Genomic DNA, 21,276 nt, shown 5'->3' with positions numbered 1-21,276 from the left:
CCCTGACATCGGACCAAAAGAGCCCGCGCCGGCTCATGCGATCAGGGTGACGCAACTGCGCCGCTGAGTACACCGACCGCACCGACGACATCATCACCGCGAACACGCTCCTCCGCGCCGACCTCCGCAACGACGACGACACCGCAGCACTCGAAGAAGTCCGAAACCGGCTGCAGTTCCTCGCCGACACCGGATACGACCTCCGATGGAACCTGCCGAACTGAAGCCGGAAGTCACGGTGTCGCTCTGTGGCGGACCTAACTCCTCCACACCCACGCCGCAAGCTTCGCCTCGCCACGACCCGCTTCCACCCAGACCGCGTCACGGGTCATGCTCCGAGCAACCGCGTCGTCCCGGCGAATCAACCGATCCGGAAGCTGGAACCAGACATAAACGGGCAGTGGCTCTTCCAGCTCGCGCACATCGGTGCCGCGTGCTGCTTCCTCTAACGAAAACGGCTGCGGCGGCACCCAACGACCCGAACGACGACGACCCATGGGTTGGATCGTAGGAAGGAGCACCGACGCTTGCGGCGCGGCCGGATGAGGCACCCGCAGTGAGACTGGTCTCGGACCACCTATGTGAGACAGGGCTCCGCAGACCGTCGAAACTCGGAAGGTCCTAGCGGTCGGGAGGGCCGAGCGCCCGGTGGACCACCGACTATCGGGACAGCAAGTCGGGGGCAACAGCTACTCTCCGACTATGGACGATCAGCGAGTTCGGGTTGACGAAGCAACAATGCGGACCTGGGCTGAGATTGCCTTGAAGATCCGCGCTGCCAGCCACATCGTTCACACGGTGTCCATCCCGAAGAGCGGATCGGCTTTCGCGGCAACCGACGATCTCTACCCGACAGAGTCCTCGAGTCAGTGGGCTCGCGAGCCCCTCCGGTCAGCGGTCGATCACCTGTCCACGTGGGCTAATCATGCCGTTCCGCTTGAACAGCACGACGGGCAGGTCGTTGTGCACTATGGCTTCCGCTGGACCTTCACGCTCATCCGCGCCGCTTTGGAGGGAGCGGCGCAATCGATGCAGCTGACGCAAGCGAAGAGCACGCATGAGTGTGTAGCAAGACTGATTCGTGCGGTGCGAGATGACGTCCATCAGGAGATCAAGGCTTGGACGGCATTCGGGCGTGACGTCTCCGATTTACAAGCACGGGCGGAGCGGCACGCCGTCGAGGCTGAGAAGTGGGCGCAGTGGGGTAAGCCTGCAGCCACGCTCCCGGACATGGTCTCTCTGCTTCGCAGCGGCGCATCCTACGAGAAAGTGGACCCGAACGGCATTGAAGCGATGTGGCGCACCTGCAGCGCCGCGGCACACGGAAAGGCGTGGGCCGTGCGCGAGCTTCAAGTTTTCACCGACGAACGTGAGTGGCGTCCTGGCCAGTTTCACAGTACCGGGTACCCAGACCCGGTGAAGCTGACACGCATGCTCGACGAGACGACGGATTTCCTCAACCTCGCGGTCATCCGCTATCTCATGCGTATGGGGGCAGATGTCGCACGGGAACTTCGAGGAGGCATCTTGGCCGCGGCAGAGCGCACCCCGAGCACAGACGGTGGTGCTCTGGTGAGCGCGATGCGTTCGCAGTTCGATGCGGAGTCAGCTACTGAGCCTTGACCGGTCGCTCCGCCGACAGCACGTTGCTGAGACGCATCACTCGCTAGCTGGCGCTTCGGTCGCAGCGCAGAGTCTCTTGTCCGCGAGAGGATCGGCGAACGAGACGCGTTTCGCGCAGAGCAGGCGTCACTCGACGGGGTCTGTACGGCCGGCCCGCAGTCGCATTGCGATTGCCAGAGCGGTTGTCAGGATGGCAGCGCCTGCGGCCACGCCCCATGCGATGTCGAACCCGCGGACGGACTGCCCGAGACTTGCGAGCGCGGTGACGACGATGGCCACGCCGAGGCTCGAGCCGATCTGCCGAGAGGTGTTGAGGATCCCGCTGCCGGCGCCCGACAGTGCGGAAGGTACGGTGGCGGCGCCGGTCGCGAGGAGATTCCCCATGGCCAGACCGACACCGATACCGCCGGCGATGAGCTGTGGGAGGAGAACGCCCACGTACGCGGGCTGCGCGGTGCGCAGGAGCACGCCCCAGACCATTCCGGCGGCGAAGATCGCGCCGCCCCATGCGACGAAGGTGATGGGGCGGATTCGTGTCCCGACGCGGCGGAGCACCGCGGTGGTCAGCGGGACCATGAGCGGCCCGGGTGCCATGGCAAGGCCAGTGCGCACGGGTCCGTAGTGCCACACATTCTGTAGCCACAGCGAGTTCGACAGGAGCATGATGCCGAACGCTCCGGAGAAGGCGAGCATGGCGGTGTTCGCGAGCCCGAATCCTCTGCCTCGGAACACTGCCGGGGCGACGAGCGGGTTCCGGTGGACTCGTGAGCGCCAGACGAACAGGCAAGCGGCGACGAGGACCGCGGCGGCGAGGAGGATCGTCAGCGTCGTCCACCCTTCCTGCGGTACTTCGACGATCTCGGCGACGAGCGCGGCGACACCGGCGGAGAGCAGGAGTGCGCTGACGACATCCGGGTGCGGCGCGCCGTGTTGACCGGCGAGGTGTGGGACGCGCCGCCAGGTGAGGAGGACCGCGACGACGCCGATCGGCAGGTTGATGAGGAACACCCACCGCCAGTCAAGAGTCACCAGCAGACCCCCGATCGTGGGACCGGTCGCCGCGGCGAGAGCCCCGACGGCAGCCCAGGTACGGACCGCGTGCGGCCGGGCGTCCGGCGCTGTGGTGCTCAGCAGCAGGCCGAGCGATGCCGTGGTGATCATCGCGCCGCCGATGCCTTGCAGGACGCGGAACCCGATGAGGAACCCGAGGTTCGGCGCTGCGGCGCAGAGCACCGACGCCGCGGTGAAGACGATGAGGCCGACCTGGAACACTCGTGTGACGCCGTACCGGTCGGCAGCGCGACCGCTGACGATGAGGAGCGCGGCGATGGCGATCGCGTAGCCGTTGATGACCCAGGAGAGTCCGTCGAGGGAACTCCCCGGCAGGTCGTTCCCGATCGCGGTCACGGCGACGTTGACGACCCAGAGGTCGAGGTTGCACATGAAGTTCGCGATGAGCACGACGGCGGTCGTGGTCCGGGTTCGGCTGGTGGTATCGCTCATGGGTGCCGGACCACGGCGCTCTTGATCACCCGGTCGATCTCCTTCGCGGGGCCTCGGACCGCGATTCCGGCGATGCGGACCTCGTCGAAGGGGACGTCGGCGACGGTAGCCCGGTTGTCTGCGTCGTTGTTCGTCGCGAAGATCGCCTCGGGGTAGAGCGTCAGCGAGACGCCGCGCCGCTGCGCACGGCCGGCGATGGTCGTGAGCTTGTCCCCGGTGGCTTCGAACACGAACACCGGCTGTTGCAGGAGCGCGCCGGTGACGACTCCGCCGGCGTACTCGTAGGGCTCCCCGATGATTCCGGGGTCGGCGGCCGCGAGACCGGCGACGGTGAACGCGGTGACGTTCAACCGTTGCCAGCCGGCGAGGTCGTCTCGGACGACGACCGCGATCTTGGTGTCCCACTGGACGTCGGTCACCGCTGCCCCTCAGACCGCTGCGACCGTGCGCTGGTCGGCAGTGTGCAGTTGGCCGACGCGGACGCGGACCGCTGCCGACTGCACGCGGGGAACATCCACGCCGACGCGGGCTGCCAATGCGGCAAGGTCGCCGAGGATCGGCTCGACCTCGGTCGGTCGCCCAGCGACGAAGTCCCGGTAGAGGGAGGTGGTGAACGCCGAGCCGGCTGCGGTGAGCACCGCGACGGTGCGGTTGTGTGCGGCGGGTCGGACCGGGTGTTCGGTGGCGGCCATGACCGCTTCCACCTCGGCGATGACGGCGAGGACCGCGGTGAGGCCACCGTCCGTGCCGACGATGGTCCCGACCGGGCCACCGTGCAGGACGGTCGCGGCGCCTCCCGCTGCCATGAACGCCCACTTCTCGCACATGTCCTGCACGACCGACTCGGTCACCGTGGTGACGAAGTCCGCCGGGGCGAACAGTTCCGCGATGGTGGTCGTGCGTTCGGACCAGGACCCGTCTAGCTCGCCGAAAGCGATGCTCCCGCCCGGCGCGAGCTGGTGGATGGTTCCGTCCGCGTCGAGTTCCGTGGCGACGACCGCGACACCTCCGAGGACCCGGTGTGGTCCGAGACGGTCGGTGAGGACCTCGAGGTGGCCGACACCGTTCAGGAGCGGGATGATGACCGTGTCCGGCCCGATCGCCGCAGCGACGTCGTCGAGTGCGGGGAGGAGAGCGGTCGCCTTCACGCTGAGCAGGACCACGTCGAACGTGCTGTCGATCTGGTCGGCGATCGCCGTCTCGACGGGGACCGATTCGATCGTCCCGTCCGGAGTGGCCAGCCGCAGGCCGTCTCGTCGGAGTGTGTCGGCTCTGCCCTCCCGGACGAGGAACGTCACGTCGACCCCAGCGGCAGCGAGCCGTCCGCCGAAGAACCCACCGACGGCGCCAGCGCCGACCACCAAAACCCGCATCGCGACCACACCTCTCCCCTCACGACGCTCTGTCGGAGGATGTCAGGAGTGTGGCAGGTTTAGCTATCTTGAAGCAAGCTGCTTGTCTTCGAGGTTGTCCAGGGCGCTGTCCAGGTCGACCTGTTCACCGTCGCGGGAGCCCGCCCAGGTCCAGCGGGTGTTCGTGACGTCGAGGTCGCGACCGCACGTTCGGCAGGTGTCGGCGCTTCGGGCTCGAGCGCCGCACGCTCGACAGTTGATGCCGAGTCGGCCGAGTTCGACATTCGGTGCGTGCTGCTCGGCCCACAGCGCGAATGCGTGCAGGACGGGTAGCGCGTCGGCGCCAGCTTGTGTCAGCCGGTACTCAGCGCGGGGCCGCGCGCCGGAGGGTCCGTCGACGCGTTCCAGGAGTCCGTTCTCGGTCATCGTCTTCAGACGGCCGCTGAGGGCTTTGTCGGTGATGCCGGTGTGCCGGGAGAAGCCCTCGAACCGGGTTGCGCCGCCGAACGCCTCGCGGAGGATCAGCAGGCTCCACGGGTCTCCGAGCACGTCGATTCCGCGAGCAATTGTGCAGGGCCGGTCGGACCAGTCGGATCGCAATGGCATGATGCTCCTTCCGAAGGAGCATCCACTCTACTCGGGAAAGTCCACGTGCATCCTTGCGGCGTTCCGGCGACGGATCCCACGACGAAGGCGTTCGCCCTGCGATACGAGCGCGACGCCGAGAAGGACGATGACGCCGCCGAAGGCCTCCTGCACGGTCGGCACTTCCCCGAGCCATGCCCAGGAGATCATTACTGCGACCGGTGGGACGAGGTAGAGCAGCGAGGTGGAGAGCGCGACGGGCATCCGGCCCACGGCGTACGCCCACAGCACGAACCCGAGTGCGGATGGCAGCAGTCCGAGGTAGGCGGCAGAGAGCCATCCGGCCGGGCCGGCGTGAACGATCATCGCCCAGTCCACGGGAACGAACGGCAGGGTCATCACGACGCCGGCGACCATGCAATAGGTGGCGACTTCGATGCTGGAGTACTTCCGCAGCAGCGGCTTCTGCAACGGGTGGTAGATGCCCTGCACGACCATCGCCGCGACCACCACCCACGCGGCCGCACCGAACCCGATCCCGGACCGGGCAAGACACACCACCGTCACGCCGGCCAGCGCGACGACCGAACCCACACCGACGATGACCGGGACACGCTCGGCGAAGAGGACACGTGCGACGAGGACGGAGACCAGCGGCGCCGCGGAGACGATGATGCTTGCCGTTCCCGCCGGCACATGGAGCTCGCCCCAGTTGAGGAGGAGCTGGTACGCCGCCATGCCGGTCAGTCCGCACGCCGCCACCCAGCCAAGATCTACAAGTCGTGGGAGCCGGATGCGCATGAGCAGTCCCACGACGATGAGCGCGATCGCTGCGACGGCGAGCCGCACGAAGGACAGCCCGATCGCACCGAACTCGGGTACGGCGACGCGGATGGCGGGGAAGGCGCTTGCCCAGAGAACGACTACGGCGAAGCCGGCGAAGGGGGCAGCGTGACGAGTCATGCCCTGATCATGCTGGCGAAAGAGCATCAGCACCAGTTACTATTCATGAGCACATTGCTCACCCTTGATGAGGTTTAGATGCTTGATGCACGTCGCCTACAGCTCCTTGCAGATCTCGAGCGCCTCGGGACGATCGCTGCTGTCGCGAACGAGCTCCGCCAGACCGCGTCGGGTGTATCGATGCAGCTCAGCGCGTTGGAGCGGGAGGCCGGCGTTCCCCTCACGGAACGACAGGGGCGGCGGCTCCGTCTGACTGCCGCGGGCACCCAGCTCGCCCGCCACGGACGGGACCTCGCCGCGGTACTGACCTTGGCGGAACTCGAACTCGACAGCCTTCGTGCGGGCTCGACGGGCAAGTACCGCATCGCAGCGTTCCCGACTGCCGCACGGACGATCGTCGCGCCGCTCAGCCGGCACCTCCGAGACGCCGGCGGCGCACTCGACATTGAGCTCGACGTTCTCGAACCCGACGACGCCGTCGAGGCACTCCGAGCCGGGCGTGTCGACGCGGCGATCGTCCACTCCTACTCAAATCTTCCCCGGACCGCGCCCGACGGGCTCCACCTCGAGCAGCTCGGATCAGAACCGGTACTCCTCGCCATCCCGGACACGGAACCCGCCGACGCGACGGGTGCGCTGCGGAATCGCTCGCACGAACAGTGGATGGCCGCACCCGATGGCACCACCTGCCAACGCATGCTCCTCCAAGCCTGCGCCACCGCCGGGTTCGAACCAGCCGTCGCCGTCCGTACCATCGACTACTCCGTCCAACTCGCCCTTGTGGCCGCTGGCGCGGGAGTCGCCCTGGTGCCGCGCATGGCAGTCACCGAAGCACCGGCAGGCGTCACCTTCCGCACCCCAAACCCCGAAGTGCGCCGCGACGTGGCAGTCGCGATGCGGCAGAGCAGCCTGAGCGATGCCGGCCTGCGAGCCCTCGTCGACACGATCACGCAGCACGCCACCCGAGTCTTAGAGCACCACGCGGTCCCCTGACTAGATCATTCGATCTCCCACAGACTGATTGTCTCGGGTTGCACGCTGGCACTGCAGAGAGCACCATCTGGATCATACGATCTACGAAAGGTGCTGTCATGTCCACATCATCAACCCGTCGGCCTGCTCCGACCGAGATCGCCGGCGCGTTGCTGTGGTTCTCGAGCCTGCTGTGGTTCTTCGCCCAGTTCGCCGCAGCAAGCGCCTGGCGCACCCCGTACTCCCTCGCCCGGAACTACGTCAGCGACCTCGGCGCAACGACCTGCGGACACTTCCCCGCCGGCTCGACGATGGAGGTCTGCTCGCCGCTGCACGCAGTGATGAACACCTCGTTCGTCCTCTGGGGTGCCGTGTGGTTCGTCGGCGGCCTGCTGTTCGCCGCAGCGCCGGCGCTGACCCGAGCGGTGCGAACCGCGTACGTCCTCATCGGGTTCGGGGGCATCGGCACGGCGATCGTCGGATTCGTTCCGGAGAACGTCGACTTCACGATCCACAGCGCCGCAGCGCTCCTGCAGACCTGCGCCGCGACAGCGGGACTCGCGATCCTCGCCGTCCGCGCGCTCCGCCACGGCCACCGCACCGCCGGATGGCTGACCATGCTTGTCGCGGTCGCATCCGTCGTGGGCATCGTCGCAACCGGCGCCGCGGAAGGCACGGGCGCGTTCCTCAGTCTCGACCTCGGCGTCTGGGAGCGGATCTCGCTGTGGCCGCTGCCGATCTGGCTTGCCACCGCGGGCGTTGTGCACCTCTGGCGCATCGCTGGTGGCCAGCAGCCCGACGCCGCGCCGCGCACCGTGACGCCGCTGACGCGGTCGCTTCGCGTCCAGCACTAACACCACCGACCGTCACCACGACAACACAACGGAGGACGTTTCGTGCCGAAACATGTTGACCACCAGGCTCGCCGAGCGGAAATCAGTAGCGCGACCTGGCGTGTGATCGAGCGAGGCGGTATCCCCGCCGTCACGCTCCGCTCGGTCGCCGCCGAAGCGAGCATCTCCCTTGGCGTCCTTGCCCACTACTTCACCAGCAAGGACGACATCCTCCAGGACGCCCACCGCGCCGCCTACGACCGCACCCTCGAGCGCGTCATCGAACGCACCCGCTCCCTCCACGGACTGCAAGCCCTCCGTACGTCGCTGCTGGAAGCTCTTCCCCTGGATGACGATCGGATCCTCGAAGCGCGCGTCGACGTCGCCCTCGTCGGCGCAACCGTCACCGACGACGCGATTCGCGCGGCCCGCGCGGAGTCCGCCGACACGCTCCGCCGCCTCATCCTCGGCTGCCTCGCAGAAGCCCGAGAACGTGGCGACCTCCGACCCGACACCGACGATTCACTCACCGCGGACGAGTGCGCAGTCCTCCTCGACGGCGCGTCCGTGCTCGGACTCCTCCGCGTCGACGACGCCAGCATCCGCAACCGACTCATCGCCCTCGTCGACGCGTTCATCGCCCGCATCAGCCCCGACCGAACGGACGCCCCATGACCGCACTCATCACCGGCGCCTCCTCCGGCATTGGCCTCGCCTTCGCCGAACAGCTCGCCGCCGAGCGCAACGACCTCGTACTCGTCGCACGTCGACGCGACCGACTCGAAGCCGCAGCCGCCCGACTCCAGGACCGACACGGTGTGCTCGTGACCGTCGTCCCGGCAGACCTCACCGAGGACGGCATCTGGGACCGCATCAGCGACGAGCTCGACGCCCAAGGCATCACCGTAGACACCCTCGTCAACAACGCCGGCTTCGGCGTCCACGACGACGTCGCCAACTCCAACCCAGTAGATCTCGCACGCGAAGTGCAAGTCAACTGCACCGCCCTGGTCGGCCTGACTACCAGACTCCTCCCCGGGATGGTCGCCCGAGGCAGTGGCTCCATCATCAACATCGGATCGACCGCGTCGTTCCAACCCGTCCCGCATATGGCCGCCTACGGCGCGAGCAAAGCGTTCGTGCTCTCCTTCACCGAAGCCCTCGCCGTCGAGTTGCAGGGCACCGGTGTCCGCGCGCTCGCACTCTGCCCCGGCGCCACCGACACCGAGTTCTTCGACGTCGCAGGAGAATCCGCCCGAACCGGCCGCTCCCGCTCCGCAGCCGACCTGGTTCGCCACGGATTGCGGGCACTACGAGCCGGACGCTCCAGCACCGTGCACGGCCTCGACAACGCACTCGTCGCCAACATCGCCGCAAGGCTCCTCCCCCGCCGAACCATCGCCGGAATCGCCGGACGCGCCACTGGACTCCCCCAGGGAAAAAACGCGTGAGCTGAACGACAAACCGCTCGAAGGTGGCAGCGAAGATTGTTGCCCTCTCGCCCTAGACGCGGTTCACTGGCAACCATCCCCGCAGTTCAGGTACGGAGGATCGGCAGCTGTCTGAGTGCTGCCGAGGTGGGACGGGGGTTCCTCACCAGCTCTCCCCGTCCCACCACCCGGGACGGATTACGGCACCATCGACGGATCACTCTTACAGGTGCGGCGAAGCAGTCTCGATAGCCGATCGGCTATCGGACGCCGCTGGTGCCGCTCATGTTCGAAGCGGGCGTCGCCGTCGTCCAATTTGTGAGGAGCGTGAGCGCGTCCGCGCTTGGGGAGTTGGACTCAGCCGTGTAGACCGTCATGTCGAGGGTTGAATCTGCGGCGAGGGCCATGGAGTCGAACGAGAGTTCCAGGTCCCCGACGACGGGGTGGTGCAGGCGCTTCCGCCCAGAGGTGTGCCGGCGGACGTGGTGCGCAGCCCACATGGTGCGGAAGGTGTTGCTTCGGGTGGCGAGTTCGCCGATGAGGTCGGAGAGGTCCTTATCGTAGGGGTCTTGCCCGGCTGACGAGCGGAGGAGCGCGACGGTCATCTCGGCAATCTCGTCCCAGTCGCGGTAGAACGTCGCCGCGCGAGAGTCGAGGAACGTGTACCGGGCCAGGTTCATCGCTGCCCCGGTAGGTTCGGCGAGGTCCGAGTACAAGGCCGCGCACAGCGGGTTCACCGCGATGAGGTCCAGGCGCGAGTTACTGATGAACGCAGGACTTGTGGTGATGCTGTCGAGCACCCGTTGCACGCTCGACGTCGCCCTCCGCGACGGCGGCCGGCGCTGCGGGCGGATCGCTCGGCCGGCGCTGCGGATCAGGTCTTCCAGGTGCGCTCGCTCCGCGTCATCGAGGACGAGCGCACGACTGAGCCCATCCAGCACCGCGTCGGACACCCCGGTCGCGTCGCCGCGCTCGAGGCGCGTGTAGTAGTCCACGCTCACTCCGGCCAGCACCGCGGCTTCTTCCCGTCGGAGTCCCTGCACCCGCCGGTTTGCAGCGCCCGCTGGCAGGCCTACGGACTCCGGTGTCGTCCGTGCACGACGGCTGACGAGGAAGTCACGAATCTGGTCACGGTCGCTCATGATCGTCCGACTGTACGACCGCTTCCCGGAAGAAGGCAGGCACTCTGAGGCACCCTCTCACCGGGACTCCCTCAGCGGTAGCCAACCCGGTTCGCTGGTCGGTGATGCGCGGCACCGTGCCACGCCGGAAGGACCCCAGATCATCATGAGCACCACCACCCGGACCTGGTTCATCACCGGCTCCTCCCGCGGCTTCGGCCGTGTGTGGGCTGAGGCAGCCCTGAACCGTGGCGACAACGTCGTCCTCACCGCCCGCAACACCGACGCCGTCGCCGAACTCGTCAAGCAGTTCCCGGAGCAGGCGCACGCCGTCCAGCTCGACGTCACCGACCGCGACGCGGTGTTCGCCGCCGTGCAGGACGGCATCGACCGGTTCGATCAGCTCGACATCATCGTCGCCAACGCAGGCTACGGCCTCTTTGGCGCCGTCGAGGAGACCACCGAGGACCAGGCCCGCCGGCAGATCGAGGTCAACGTCTTCGGTGCGCTCTGGCTCCTGCAGGCCATCGCGCCGGTCCTGCGCGCGCAGCAGCACGGCCGGGTCCTCATCACGTCGAGCTTCGGCGGTCTGATGAGCTTCCCGACCGCGGCGCTCTACGGCGCATCGAAATACGCCGTCGAAGGGCTCGGGGAGTCCTTCGCGCAGGAGACTCAGGACTTCGGCACGAAGGTCACCCTGATCGAGCCCGGCGCATACGCGACGGACTTCATGGGTGACTCCGGCGACCAAACCGAGGCCTTGCCCGCCTACGACGGCGCACGAGGACGCACCGGCGAGTTCTTCAGCGAGATGCCCGCCGCCGACCCAACCCACACCGGGCACGCGATCCTCGCGCTGACCGACATGGACGAGCCGCCCCTGCGACTCATCCTCGGCGAGCACGCCATGCCTCTCGTCGTCGACACCTACAACGAGCGCATCGCGTCCTGGCAGCAGCACCAGCCCCTCGCCGCTTCCGCGCAGTAGTCCGGACACGAGACCGCGCATCCGCATCACGTAGTTACGCGGTTTCGTTGAACCATCGGCTAACGAGACGCCGCCGTACGCTCTGGTCATGACTCTGCGCGGCTTCCTCGACTACATCGGCATCACGCGACCGAAGGGTGAGCGCAACTGGTTGCAGAAGCTGCTTGACCGACGCCGCGCCCGCTGACGGATGGCTCAGCGACGCGACTGGCATCCGTAGCGGGCGATGTAGTGCCATACCTTCTTCACGTTCTGCGTCGGAACGCCGACCGGCCTGTTCATTAACGACGCGGGCGTGAGGTGTCCAGTGCCCTTGTCCGCCACCTGGCGGGCGAGGGTGACGACGTCGGTCCCTCGGTACTCGGGGTGCGCCTCGATCATCGCCATACCAGCGCCGTCGACAGGCCAAGACCGACGTCGACAAGGGCAAGAACAGCGACGCCGTCGCGATGGCGAAGTCGATCGTTTCGAGCCAGACCGAGCAGATCACCCAGATGAAGGACATGCTCGCGTCCATGTAAGCCCCGGCGCGAGTCGCGGCGGTGCCTCCCTCCCTGCCGCGGCCCGCGACGGGCTCTCAACTTCCCACACCCGGTCTGCCCCACGTATGCCGGGCATCGAAGCTGCTTGGAGCCTGCCGTGCTCGACCAGCACCGCCGGACCCCACCACCCCAGCGCGACTGACTCGCCGTTGAGCCCTCGCCGCGGAACGGGCCACAATCCGCATTGCAGCAGCGCGGACGCAAAGGAACGCCGCGCCAGTTTCACCCCCACTCGTCCGAAACGCCATCACCCGGATGCGACTATGACCCACCTCTCGGACGCGCCTCGGGAGCGTCTGCTCGAGCTGCACTAGGACCGCTTCACCGCCTGGTGTAGCGCGTGGGGCAAGACATAGCTATCGGCAGACGAAGCAACCGTGGCCGAGTTTCTCAGCCTGTTCCCGGCCAGTGCCTCCACGCAGCGTCTCCGACGGCAAGTCATCCGTCTCGCGCAAACAGCAGCAGCGTTGCCAGACCCTGCACCCGAACCGGATCAGCAGCGGGTGTGGCAGTACCGTGACAGTCAGCCGACGGTCGAGGACGTCCTCGCTGCGCTGCCGAAGTACCGGTTTCCGGGCGTGATGCGCGGCCGGCGCGATGCGTTCCTCGTCGTACTCCTCGGCACGCTCGGGATGCCCCGAACCGAGGCCCGCCGCTTGCGCCCGGCGGCGATCACCCTCGGCGCCACCATCACCATCAACGGTCGTGCCATCCCAACGTCCGCTGATCCCGTCCGGTGCGCCGCCTGCGCGGTCACGCGATGGCTGCGCATTGTTGGGCCCACCTGGATCGGGCTTCGCGGTGACGTACGACAGCTCCTGGACCCCACCACGAGCACGCTGAACACACATGACTGCGAGCGGCCAGTGCCGGGGGACTGGCGTCGAGCAGAGCAGCAGCTGTTGCCGTTAGAGGTGCACGGATGGGCTCGGACCGGGGTGGCGCTCTCCGGCCGGTCCATGACCGCGATCGTGCCCCGTCGACGCGCTGCCGCAGCAGCTGATCAGCCGCCCGAGGTCATCGGGCCCGTCGCACGGCCGCGCTCCCGGTTCGACGCGCTCACCCTTCAGGAAACCTACGACGAGCTCGGCGACACGGACGCCGCGGTTGACGCCGCTTTGGCGCGACTCCAGGCGATCTCCGATGACGTCCGAGCCCTTGGCGATGTCCTCGACGACGTTGCCGCCCAGCACCGACCGTCTCGGGACCGTGTCACATGTGGGAGACGTTACCGCGCCCAATCTCAAGCGTCTCCCCGCAGCCGGCGCACTCCCGATTCTCACGGGTGAACCGTCCTTCGCACCGCGGGCATCGTCCGATCTCCCACGGCTCGCCGTCGCTGAGCCACTGAGCGGGGAGGTGCGTCGGCGACTGCAGGCACCGCGAGCGGCCTAAATTTATTCGAGCGTACAAAAAAGAAACCTGACCGCAACAGGCCTGAAACCTTTTTCGAACGCGTGTACAAGATACTCGGAGCAGCCCCACGAACCGCAAGAGAAGGACTCCGCGTGAACACCTCGGTCTCGGCCCCCTCGGCCCCCACCCTGCCCCATCCCCTTCGGTCGATCACCGGCGACGAGATTGTGAGGGTGCGTGCAACGCTCGCGGCCGCTGGCCATGTCGTCGACAGCACCCGGTTTGCGTATGTCGGGCTCGATGAGCCGCACAAGCGTGAGGTGCTCGCCGGCACCGTCACCGACCGGATCGCTCGCGTGCTGCTGCTGGATGTCGCATCCGGAGCTTCGCTCGACGCCCGGGTGTCGCTCGTCAGCGACTCCGTGCTGAGCGCCGTGGCCATCGACGGTTCCGCGGGGCAGATCGCCATCCTCGACGAGGAGTTCGCAGCTATTGACGGAATCCTCGCCGCCTCCGACGAGTGGGTTGCGGCCCTCGCCACGCGCGGCATCGACCCCTCATCCGTGGCCCTCGCCCCCCTCTCGGCCGGCAATTACGGTTTTGACGACGAGCAAGGCAAGCGGATCATGCGCGTGCTCGCCTTCGTGCAGGACTACCCGGAAGACCACTGCTGGGCACACCCGGTCGACGGCCTGTGCGCATACGTCGACCTCATCGCCCGCCGGGTGCACAAGCTGGTGGACGAGAAGATCTACCCGGTACCCGCGGAATCAGGCAACTTCGATGATCCCGCCGTGGTGGGGCCGCCGCTCGAGGGACTCAAGCCCATCTCGATCACTCAGCCGGACGGCCCCTCCTTCACGGTGGAGGGCGGCGAGCTGCGCTGGGCGAACTGGTCGGTGAAGCTCGGTTTCGACACCCGTGAGGGCCTGGTGCTTCACCAGCTCGCTTTCAATGACGCCGGTGTCGAGCGGCCCATCGTGTACCGCGCCTCAGTGTCGGAGATGGTGGTGCCGTACGCCGACCCGTCGCCGGTCCGGTTCTGGCAGAACTACTTCGACACGGGGGAGTACCTCTTCGGCCGCTACGCAAACTCGCTCGAGCATGGCTGCGACTGCGTGGGTGACATCACCTACCTCGACGTCACGATCGCCGACGAGTTCGGCAATCCCCGCACTATCCCGCGGGCGGTCTGCATCCACGAGGAGGACTTCGGTACGCTCTGGAAGCACAACGACCTGTACACCGGTTCTAACGAGGTGCGCCGCCAGCGTCGCATCGTGATCAGCTTCTTCACCACCGTGGGCAACTACGACTACGGCTTCTACTGGTACCTCTACCTCGATGGCACCATCGAGTGCGAGGCGAAGCTCACCGGCGTGGTGTTCACCTCGGCTTACCCGGAGGACGGATCGGACTTCGCTTCCGAACTCGCACCGGGGCTCGGCGCGCCCTATCACCAGCATCTCTTCAACGTGCGGCTCGACATGACCGTCGACGGAACCGCGAACGCGGTTGACGAGGTCGACGTGGTGCGGCTGCCGATGGGTCTGGGCAACGAGTACGGCAATGCCTTTACCGGCAGGGCCACGAGGCTCGCCACGGAGTCCGAGGGTGGCCGGGTGGCCGACACCTCCGTGGGGCGCGCGTGGCACATCGTGAACACCGAGAAGCGCAATCGGATGGGCGGTGATGTGGGCTACGTGCTCATTCCGTCGCCCGCGCCCACGCTTCTCGCCGCGCCCGAATCCGTGATCGCACAGCGGGCCGCGTACGCCACCAAGCACCTCTGGGTGACGCAGTACGCGCAGAACGAGCTCTACGCCGCGGGTGATCACGTAAACCAGAACCCAGGCGGCGACGGCCTTCCGGCCTACGCCGCCGCTGACCGGTCAATTGACGGGGAGGACATCGTGCTCTGGCACACCTTCGGTCCCACCCACCTGCCGCGACTGGAGGACTGGCCTATCATGCCAGTGGACTATGCACGGTTCACGTTGAAGCCCTCTGGCTTCTTCGACCGCAACCCCGCGTTGAACGTGCCGCCGGCCGTGGCCGACCACTGCGCACACTGACGTGGCGATGACGATGGCCGTGGCGATGCTGTGCTCAGCGGGCGCGGCAGCGGTTTGCTTCGTTGGCTCAGGCGAGCGGCGCATCCTGGCCGGCATCGTGCCGTGCCTTGTTATGTTCGGCGCGATGCTCGCGATGGCGATGCTGCCCGCAACCGGAATCGTGTGGCTGCTGCTCGTCCCAGTGCTGCTGGTGGCTGCGATGCTCGCCGCATTGGGGCGTGCGCCATCGCTCCTGATGGTTCATCGCGGCGTGAGCCTCGTGGCGATGGCGGGTCTATTTGTGATGGCCGCCGGCGCTGACCGACCCGCGGCCGGGGCGACCGGCGCACCCGCCCACGCCCACTCGTCTGGCGGTGTGGGGCTGCTGCACGGCGCGCTCGTGGCCGCCGTGGTGGTGCTGGCGCTCGGCAGCATTGTCCAGCACCTGCGCGAGATACCCGACCGGCAACTGCCTCGGGAGCACCCCCGGCACCTGTCACGGCGGCACCGCGCCGCCCACCTCGGGGAGGTGATCTTCATGACCGCCGCGATTGTGCTGATGCCGATTCACGGGTGACCGCCTCGCGTCCCACCACGACCTGCTCCACTTCTCACCCCCGATCGCCCTACCCTGATCTCTCGAAGGAGCCATTCATGTCCGCAGGTACCCGCCCCGAGCTCGTCGTGCTCAACGCGCGCATCTACACCTCCGACGGCGAAGCCGGCCTCTGGGCTGAGGCGTTCGCCTGTCAAGACGGCACGTTCGTGGCCGTCGGCTCGAACGCCGAGATCGCGGCGCTCGCCGGACCCGACACCGTTGTGCGCGACCTCGACGGGGCCTTCGTGCTCCCGGGCCTCAGCGATGTGCACGCCCATCTGATTCTCGGCGGCACCCTGGAAGCGTGGGAGCTGCCGCTGCAGCCCACCGACTCGAAGGAGGAGGTGCTGGGCAAGGTTCGAGCGTGGGCCGAGAACCTGGAACCCGGGGAGTGGATCGTCGGCGGCATCGTGGGCAGCACAGTTCTCGACTCCGTCACCTACGATGTTGAAGCGCTGGCCGCTCTCGACGAGGCGGCCGGCGGCCGCCCGGTGCTGCTGCGAGACGACTCGATGCACAACCGCTGGGTGAACTCCGCGGCGCTCGCGGCCATGGGTGTGGGGGCCGACACCCCCGATCCAGAGGGAGGCCGCTACGTGCGCGACGACGAGGGCCGGCTCACGGGCGTGCTGCACGAGATGGCCTCGGGCGATGTCGAAGCCGCCCATGATGCCGCGGTCGCCGATCCGGCCGCCCGCAACAAGGTCTCCCTGAGCACAGCCCTCAAGCGCCTCAACTCGTTCGGCATCACGAGCGTGCAGGAGGCGGCGAGCATGCCCAGCATGTTCGAGGGGCTCAGCACGCTGGAAGACGAGGGGCAGGTCACGGCCTGGGTGGTGGCGTCGATGCCCATCCGCCCGTTCCTCGAACCCGGGCCTACCGGAACCGAACTGTACCCGATCGGCGAGGCCCACCGCACCGCGCACGTGCGCCCCGACTTCGTGAAGGTGGTGCTCGACGGTGTGCCGATGACCCGCACCACCGCGATGCTCTCTCCTTACATATGCCACGACCACACCGAGGATCCGGATTTCCGGGGCGACACCCTGTGGAAGACGCAGGAGCTCGTGGAGGCTCTTCGGGAGGTCACGGATCACGGCCTCAACGCCAAACTGCACGCCACCGGCGACGCCTCCACCCGCGTGGTGCTCGACGCCGTCGAGCAGATCCGCGCCGAGCGGGGCGACGACCCGATCTTCCAGATCGCACACACCGAGTTCATCGACCCTGATGACGTTCCCCGGTTCGCCGCCCTCGGGGTGGTGCCCGACGCGTCGCCGCACATCTGGTACCCCGGCGTGATCCAGGAGAGCATCGGGCAGCAGATCCCCGCCGAGACCATCGAGAGCAGCTGGCCGAACAAAGACCTGCTCGACAGCGGAGCGCTGCTCGCTGCGGGCTCTGACTGGCCGTGCTCGTTGCCGACACCCAATCCATGGGTGGGCCTCGAGACCATCGTCACCCGCCGCAACCCCGATCCCGCGATCGACGCGGTGCTCAACGAGTCGCAGGCCCTCACCGTGGCCGAGGCCATCGCGGTGTTCACGGCGAACCCGGCGCGGGCGATGGGCCTCGAAGACGTGACGGGCCGCATCCGCACCGGCCTCTCGGCCGACTTCGCCATACTCGACCGGGATCTGTTCGAGATCCCCGCGAACGACATCCACAACACCGTGGTGCTCGAAACATTCTTCGAAGGGCGACAGGTCTTCTCCGCTCGTCAGTGACGAAGGCGCTGCACGAACCCGTCGAGCTGGGCGAGCTGGCGTTCCTGTGACGACTCCTCGGGGGAGAAGAGTCCCAGGATCTGCGCACCCATCAGCATGGCGAGCAACTCGTCGATCACCACAGGGATCTCGATGGACGAGGCGATCTGGCCGTCGTCGCGGGCCTGTTCGAGGAAGCGGGTGAAGTCAGCGCGCCACTCGGCCATGCGCTCGGCATAGAGCCCGGCCTCGTCCGGGGAGTGCAGCGCCCGCTGCCAAAACGCGATCACCACCCGTGCCTCAGCCAGTCGCTCCTCGTCGAGGGGGAGGATTTCGACGGCGAGTACGCGCAGGGCGGCGATCCCGCGCAGCGAGGCGCTGGCCTCAGCGCGGCGGTTGGTGGCGTCGAACACGTGCTGGAACGCCGCCACGATCACCGAATCTTTGCTCGGGAAGTAGTAGCGGAGGAGCCCGTTCGAGTACCCGGTCTCCTCCGCGATGCGGCGCGTGGTCACCGCATCGACGCCGTACTCCGAGATGAGGCGCCAGACCTTCGCGATGATCTCGCTACGTCGATCGTCGTGGTCAACAACCCTGGGCATGATCATCGAGACTAGCGTCTCGCGAGCGGGGGCCCGCGATCCCGCGTCGGATGATCCGGCGCATCCCGTCGACGGCCTCGGCCGATGCGGCCTGGCTCGCCCAGGCGACCGTGAGCACGGAGAGATAGACGTCCTCGCCCCTCAAGTCGGATCGCGCCGATCCTGTCGTTTGCGCGGCCTGCAGCAGGCGGGCCGATGTGGAGATCAGCCACTTGCACGCGTTCGCTATGGCTGAGTACTTGGTGTCGAGTGCTTGGCCGAACGGCCCCACGAAACCCCGATAGCCCGAGAAGTAGCCTTCGAGCGCCGTCTGCCACGCCTCCAGTGCTTCACCGGGATCCGCGATCTCGTCGATCTCAGCGATACGGCTCACCATCGCTTCGTCGTGGACGTCGAGCACCGCGGCGATGAGGTCGTCACGGGTGGCGAAGTGACGGTAGAGCGTTCCGGCACCCACTCCGGCCTCGCGCGCAATGGCATCGAGGGAGGCATCCATACCGCGCTCGCGAAAGTGAGTCTGCGCCACCCGAATGATCTCCATGCGATTGCGCACTGCATCGGACCGCTGCGACCGGATCTCGACCTCGCGTGCTGACACAGACGTCCTTCCACCGGTGATCGGTTCGCCCGATTGACTATACGGAGAACGGCTCCGTATAGTCAATGTCGTTAGCGGAGACAGTCTCCGCTTCGGAGGAGGCGCTTATGGCCGCAAGGCAGATGATTCTCGGCATCCAAATGACGAATGGCTGGGGCAACCAGCCCGGCGCCTGGAGGCTTCCCGGCGCGGCGCCGAGATCGTTCATGGACATGGATGCGTTCGTGCGGCATGCGCGAGCGGCCGAGAGGGGCAAGCTGCAGTTCTTGTTCCTCGCCGACACCCCCGTGCTCGATGTGGATCTCACCCATCAGCCATCGATGATGCCACTCGAGCCATTCTCGATCATGGCGTCCGTGTTCCGCGAGACGAGCCGCATCGGCATGGTGGCTACCGCCTCCACCACCTTCAACGAGCCGTACAATATTGCCCGTCAGTTCAAAGCCCTCGACGTGATCAGTCACGGCAGGGTCGGCTGGAACGCCGTCACCACCTCGTCTCTGGCCGCTGCCGCAAACTTCGGTGCCCAGGTACCGCCCCGTGCGCAGAAGTACGCCCGGGCGCACGAGATGGTGCAGATCGTCGAAGCATTGTGGGGCAGCTGGGAGGAGGACGCCCTCATCGCCGACGTCGAGTCGGGAGTCTTTGCCGATCCCTCGAAAATTCAGCCGATCAACCTCCAGGGGCAGTACGTCGGTGCTCGAGGGCCCCTTCCCATCCCGCCCTCCGAGCAGGGGCAGCCAGTGATCTTCCAGGCCGGAGGAGGTGCTAATGGCCTCGATCTGGCTGGCCGCTACGCGGACGGTGTGTACGCGAACCCCTACGACATCGAGACATCACGGTCACACCGTCAGGATCTGCGCGCCGCGGCCGTAACGGCGGGCCGCAACCCCGACGACGTTAAGGTGTTCCCTGGGCTTATGCCGACCCTCGCTGCCACGAAGGAGCTCGCTCTCGCGCGGCGACGCCGACTCGACGAGTCGATCGATATCCGTCAGCGCGTGTCGTATCTCGGGGCCATGATCGGTGTTCCGCTCGACGCCCTCGACATCGATCAACCCGTTCCCGAGCCTCTGCGCGAGCGCGCAGTGGCCAGCCTCTCCGACCCGCGCTCCGATCACGCCCTCGCGATCGTGCGACAGGGGTGGAGCATCCGTGACGTCATCGCGCATGGGGTGATTGACTATCACCCCGTGGTGGCCGGAACCGCCGTAGAGGTGGCCGACCACATGCAGGAGTGGTTCGAGGCGGAGGCGTGCGACGGGTTCTCGCTCGAGATCGACGCATTCCACGATGGCATCGACGCGTTCGTGGATGAGGTTGTTCCCCTCCTGCAAGCCCGCGGCTTGTTCCACCTTGACTACGAGGGTGCGACATTGCGGGAACACCTGGGCGCTGCCCCGCGCTACGGTCGCGACCCGCGAACGCTAGGGTGAGCATTGTTGCCCGGGTGCTGCACTCCGCTTGCCTAGGAGCTGAACCAGCAGCACATGCTCCGCGTGGGGTCTTGCAAAATTCTGCCGAGTGACCCGTCGGAAGTCGGCTGCGAGCGGAGGCGCCCGTGATGCGCGTCAGATGTTCCCGATTGGAGGCTAGCCGGCTTCGTGCGCTCGAAGCGTACCTCGATGTTCGGACCGACCAAAGCGCCGTGCGAAGTTCGCGCGCCGGAACCGAGGAGCGCTTTGATCGCGTCGCCGTACAGGCGCGGCCACCGCTGAAGAGCGTCCGCGAAGTACAAGGGGGTGCCCCAGAGTCCGGTCCGCGCCCACTTCCCCATGAACTCCTGATCCGTGGCGTCCTCCACCATCGCGGCACGTTGGGCTATTTCGCCGTTCCGCAGCTCTACGTCGAGCACGTCGAACCCGGTCTCCGGTCCCCCCTCCGGGAACTGCGGGGGTTCGAGAAGGTTCGCCTCGATGCCGGCGAGAGCACGACCATCCCGATCGCCGTGCCGCGCGAACACCTGCAGCGCTGGCACACCGGCGTGCATGGCTGGGTGTTCTCCGGCGGGGCGCTCCGCGTCGTCGTCGGCCGGTCCTCCCGTGACGTCGCCCTGAGCGCAGAGGTGGACGTGCCGGGCACGCCGGTGCGCGTCCCGCTGGACGTCTACTCGAGCCTCGCGGAGTGGCGCGACGATCCCAAGGCCGGCCCGGCCCTCGAGGCGCTCCTGGCCGAGCGTGGCGGGATCCGCGGACGCATGGCGGACCTGCTCGCCGACGAGACCGGTGCGGACTCAGTCCTGAGCGTTCCACTCGTGTCGCTCATCGAGATGCCGGGCGTCCCCCTGGAGCGAACCGACGTCGACCGCCTCCTGCTGACCGCCGCGGCCTGACCACGTTCCGGACGGGAGGCGCTGCGCACGTCGTACACAGCGCCTCCCGTCCGTCACCGCCGGGCCACCGCGTTCCGCCGTTCACTGTGCGCGAAGCGCGTGCGACCCGACAGAACCG

At 67.2% G+C, this 21,276-nt stretch carries 21 protein-coding genes; 12 read left to right on the top strand and 9 right to left on the bottom strand.

The window, feature by feature from the left end:
* The first annotated feature begins 702 nt into the window (after window positions 1-702).
* A complete protein-coding gene (locus FS825_RS00190) occupies window positions 703-1,623 on the top strand; it encodes a hypothetical protein (protein WP_144709741.1) in 921 nt (306 codons plus the stop codon).
* 126 nt (window positions 1,624-1,749) lie between these two features.
* Here FS825_RS00190 and FS825_RS00185 read toward each other — a convergent pair whose 3' ends face one another.
* The 5 genes from FS825_RS00185 to FS825_RS00165 all read right to left on the bottom strand — a co-directional run bounded on the left by FS825_RS00185 (window position 1,750) and on the right by FS825_RS00165 (window position 6,026).
* Window positions 1,750-3,126, bottom strand: coding sequence for a DHA2 family efflux MFS transporter permease subunit (locus FS825_RS00185; RefSeq protein WP_144709739.1), 1,377 nt, complete (start codon window positions 3,124-3,126; stop codon window positions 1,750-1,752).
* The gene (locus tag FS825_RS00180) at window positions 3,123-3,545 is read right to left on the bottom strand and encodes a DUF2000 domain-containing protein (RefSeq protein ID WP_144709737.1); all 423 of its coding nucleotides are present in this window, start codon (window positions 3,543-3,545) and stop codon (window positions 3,123-3,125) included. The genes FS825_RS00185 and FS825_RS00180 overlap by 4 nt, the downstream gene beginning before the upstream one ends.
* A 9-nt stretch (window positions 3,546-3,554) precedes the next feature.
* Window positions 3,555-4,499 carry a 2-dehydropantoate 2-reductase gene (locus tag FS825_RS00175; RefSeq protein ID WP_260980939.1) on the bottom strand — a complete coding sequence of 315 codons (945 nt, stop codon included), beginning with the start codon at window positions 4,497-4,499 and terminating at the stop codon, window positions 3,555-3,557.
* Between the two features lie 63 nt (window positions 4,500-4,562).
* A complete protein-coding gene (locus FS825_RS00170; protein WP_144709735.1) occupies window positions 4,563-5,084 on the bottom strand; it encodes a winged helix-turn-helix transcriptional regulator in 522 nt (173 codons plus the stop codon).
* Between the two features lie 27 nt (window positions 5,085-5,111).
* A complete protein-coding gene (locus FS825_RS00165) occupies window positions 5,112-6,026 on the bottom strand; it encodes a DMT family transporter (protein ID WP_144709733.1) in 915 nt (304 codons plus the stop codon).
* A gap of 78 nt (window positions 6,027-6,104) precedes the next feature.
* On the opposite strand from FS825_RS00165, the gene FS825_RS00160 reads away from it, so the two are divergent.
* The 4 genes from FS825_RS00160 (at window position 6,105) to FS825_RS00145 (ending at window position 9,282) form a co-directional block, all read left to right on the top strand.
* A complete protein-coding gene (locus FS825_RS00160; RefSeq protein WP_144709731.1) occupies window positions 6,105-7,019 on the top strand; it encodes a LysR family transcriptional regulator in 915 nt (304 codons plus the stop codon).
* Window positions 7,020-7,117: 98 nt separating this feature from the next.
* Window positions 7,118-7,852, top strand: a complete 735-nt coding sequence (locus tag FS825_RS00155; RefSeq protein WP_144709729.1) for a DUF998 domain-containing protein — start codon at window positions 7,118-7,120, stop codon at window positions 7,850-7,852.
* A 42-nt stretch (window positions 7,853-7,894) separates the two neighbouring features.
* Window positions 7,895-8,506 (top strand): TetR/AcrR family transcriptional regulator, encoded by a 612-nt coding sequence (locus FS825_RS00150; RefSeq protein ID WP_144709727.1) that lies wholly within the window; start codon window positions 7,895-7,897, stop codon window positions 8,504-8,506.
* A complete protein-coding gene (locus tag FS825_RS00145; RefSeq protein WP_144709725.1) occupies window positions 8,503-9,282 on the top strand; it encodes an SDR family NAD(P)-dependent oxidoreductase in 780 nt (259 codons plus the stop codon). The genes FS825_RS00150 and FS825_RS00145 overlap by 4 nt, the downstream gene beginning before the upstream one ends.
* A gap of 239 nt (window positions 9,283-9,521) precedes the next feature.
* Here the strand turns inward: FS825_RS00145 and FS825_RS00140 are convergent, their stop codons facing one another.
* Complete coding sequence (locus tag FS825_RS00140; protein WP_144709722.1) at window positions 9,522-10,403, bottom strand: helix-turn-helix transcriptional regulator; 882 nt, start codon at window positions 10,401-10,403, stop codon at window positions 9,522-9,524.
* A 145-nt stretch (window positions 10,404-10,548) separates the two neighbouring features.
* On the opposite strand from FS825_RS00140, the gene FS825_RS00135 reads away from it, so the two are divergent.
* A complete protein-coding gene (locus tag FS825_RS00135; RefSeq protein WP_144709720.1) occupies window positions 10,549-11,370 on the top strand; it encodes an SDR family NAD(P)-dependent oxidoreductase in 822 nt (273 codons plus the stop codon).
* Window positions 11,371-11,565: 195 nt separating this feature from the next.
* Here FS825_RS00135 and FS825_RS00130 read toward each other — a convergent pair whose 3' ends face one another.
* Window positions 11,566-11,757 (bottom strand): hypothetical protein, encoded by a 192-nt coding sequence (locus FS825_RS00130; RefSeq protein ID WP_144709718.1) that lies wholly within the window; start codon window positions 11,755-11,757, stop codon window positions 11,566-11,568.
* A gap of 532 nt (window positions 11,758-12,289) precedes the next feature.
* Here FS825_RS00130 and FS825_RS00120 point away from each other — a divergent pair.
* The 4 genes from FS825_RS00120 to FS825_RS00105 all read left to right on the top strand — a co-directional run bounded on the left by FS825_RS00120 (window position 12,290) and on the right by FS825_RS00105 (window position 17,647).
* Window positions 12,290-13,201: a hypothetical protein gene (locus FS825_RS00120; protein ID WP_144709716.1), complete on the top strand. Its 912-nt coding sequence runs from the start codon at window positions 12,290-12,292 to the stop codon at window positions 13,199-13,201.
* A gap of 219 nt (window positions 13,202-13,420) precedes the next feature.
* A complete protein-coding gene (locus FS825_RS00115) occupies window positions 13,421-15,343 on the top strand; it encodes a primary-amine oxidase (RefSeq protein WP_144709714.1) in 1,923 nt (640 codons plus the stop codon).
* 7 nt (window positions 15,344-15,350) lie between these two features.
* Complete coding sequence (locus tag FS825_RS00110) at window positions 15,351-15,899, top strand: hypothetical protein (protein ID WP_144709712.1); 549 nt, start codon at window positions 15,351-15,353, stop codon at window positions 15,897-15,899.
* A gap of 77 nt (window positions 15,900-15,976) precedes the next feature.
* Complete coding sequence (locus FS825_RS00105) at window positions 15,977-17,647, top strand: amidohydrolase (protein ID WP_144709710.1); 1,671 nt, start codon at window positions 15,977-15,979, stop codon at window positions 17,645-17,647.
* Here the strand turns inward: FS825_RS00105 and FS825_RS00100 are convergent.
* Entirely contained in the window at window positions 17,641-18,228 is a 588-nt protein-coding gene (locus FS825_RS00100) for a TetR/AcrR family transcriptional regulator (RefSeq protein ID WP_144709708.1), read from the bottom strand. The two genes, FS825_RS00105 and FS825_RS00100, sit on opposite strands and share 7 nt — an antisense overlap.
* On the bottom strand, window positions 18,212-18,826 hold the full coding sequence (locus FS825_RS00095) for a TetR/AcrR family transcriptional regulator (protein WP_144709705.1): 615 nt from the start codon (window positions 18,824-18,826) through the stop codon (window positions 18,212-18,214). Before FS825_RS00095 ends, FS825_RS00100 begins: the two co-directional genes overlap by 17 nt.
* A gap of 107 nt (window positions 18,827-18,933) precedes the next feature.
* On the opposite strand from FS825_RS00095, the gene FS825_RS00090 reads away from it, so the two are divergent.
* Both FS825_RS00090 and FS825_RS00085 read left to right on the top strand, forming a co-directional pair.
* Window positions 18,934-20,262, top strand: coding sequence for an NtaA/DmoA family FMN-dependent monooxygenase (locus tag FS825_RS00090; protein WP_144709703.1), 1,329 nt, complete (start codon window positions 18,934-18,936; stop codon window positions 20,260-20,262).
* Between the two features lie 380 nt (window positions 20,263-20,642).
* Window positions 20,643-21,158 (top strand): fibronectin type III-like domain-contianing protein, encoded by a 516-nt coding sequence (locus tag FS825_RS00085; RefSeq protein ID WP_186376984.1) that lies wholly within the window; start codon window positions 20,643-20,645, stop codon window positions 21,156-21,158.
* Window positions 21,159-21,276: the final 118 nt, after the last annotated feature.

This window comes from Curtobacterium pusillum, from assembly GCF_007680845.1.
Lineage (GTDB): Bacteria > Actinomycetota > Actinomycetes > Actinomycetales > Microbacteriaceae > Curtobacterium > Curtobacterium pusillum_B.
The sequence above is the reverse complement of the archived record's forward strand: the minus strand, read 5'-3'. Positions and strand labels throughout refer to the sequence as shown.

Excerpts from the sequence above, each read along its gene's own strand:
- FS825_RS00130 (WP_144709718.1), bottom strand. The coding sequence starts at position 11,757 with ATGGCGATGATCGAGGCGCACCCCGAGTACCGAGGGACCGACGTCGTC.
- FS825_RS00145 (WP_144709725.1), top strand. The coding sequence starts at position 8,503 with ATGACCGCACTCATCACCGGCGCCTCCTCCGGCATTGGCCTCGCCTTC.
- FS825_RS00170 (WP_144709735.1), bottom strand. The coding sequence starts at position 5,084 with ATGCCATTGCGATCCGACTGGTCCGACCGGCCCTGCACAATTGCTCGC.
- FS825_RS00185 (WP_144709739.1), bottom strand. The coding sequence starts at position 3,126 with ATGAGCGATACCACCAGCCGAACCCGGACCACGACCGCCGTCGTGCTC.
- FS825_RS00190 (WP_144709741.1), top strand. The coding sequence starts at position 703 with ATGGACGATCAGCGAGTTCGGGTTGACGAAGCAACAATGCGGACCTGG.
- FS825_RS00165 (WP_144709733.1), bottom strand. The coding sequence starts at position 6,026 with ATGACTCGTCACGCTGCCCCCTTCGCCGGCTTCGCCGTAGTCGTTCTC.
- FS825_RS00090 (WP_144709703.1), top strand. The coding sequence starts at position 18,934 with ATGGCCGCAAGGCAGATGATTCTCGGCATCCAAATGACGAATGGCTGG.
- FS825_RS00155 (WP_144709729.1), top strand. The coding sequence starts at position 7,118 with ATGTCCACATCATCAACCCGTCGGCCTGCTCCGACCGAGATCGCCGGC.
- FS825_RS00105 (WP_144709710.1), top strand. The coding sequence starts at position 15,977 with ATGTCCGCAGGTACCCGCCCCGAGCTCGTCGTGCTCAACGCGCGCATC.
- FS825_RS00175 (WP_260980939.1), bottom strand. The coding sequence starts at position 4,499 with ATGCGGGTTTTGGTGGTCGGCGCTGGCGCCGTCGGTGGGTTCTTCGGC.
- FS825_RS00135 (WP_144709720.1), top strand. The coding sequence starts at position 10,549 with ATGAGCACCACCACCCGGACCTGGTTCATCACCGGCTCCTCCCGCGGC.
- FS825_RS00110 (WP_144709712.1), top strand. The coding sequence starts at position 15,351 with ATGACGATGGCCGTGGCGATGCTGTGCTCAGCGGGCGCGGCAGCGGTT.
- FS825_RS00140 (WP_144709722.1), bottom strand. The coding sequence starts at position 10,403 with ATGAGCGACCGTGACCAGATTCGTGACTTCCTCGTCAGCCGTCGTGCA.
- FS825_RS00100 (WP_144709708.1), bottom strand. The coding sequence starts at position 18,228 with ATGCCCAGGGTTGTTGACCACGACGATCGACGTAGCGAGATCATCGCG.
- FS825_RS00160 (WP_144709731.1), top strand. The coding sequence starts at position 6,105 with ATGCTTGATGCACGTCGCCTACAGCTCCTTGCAGATCTCGAGCGCCTC.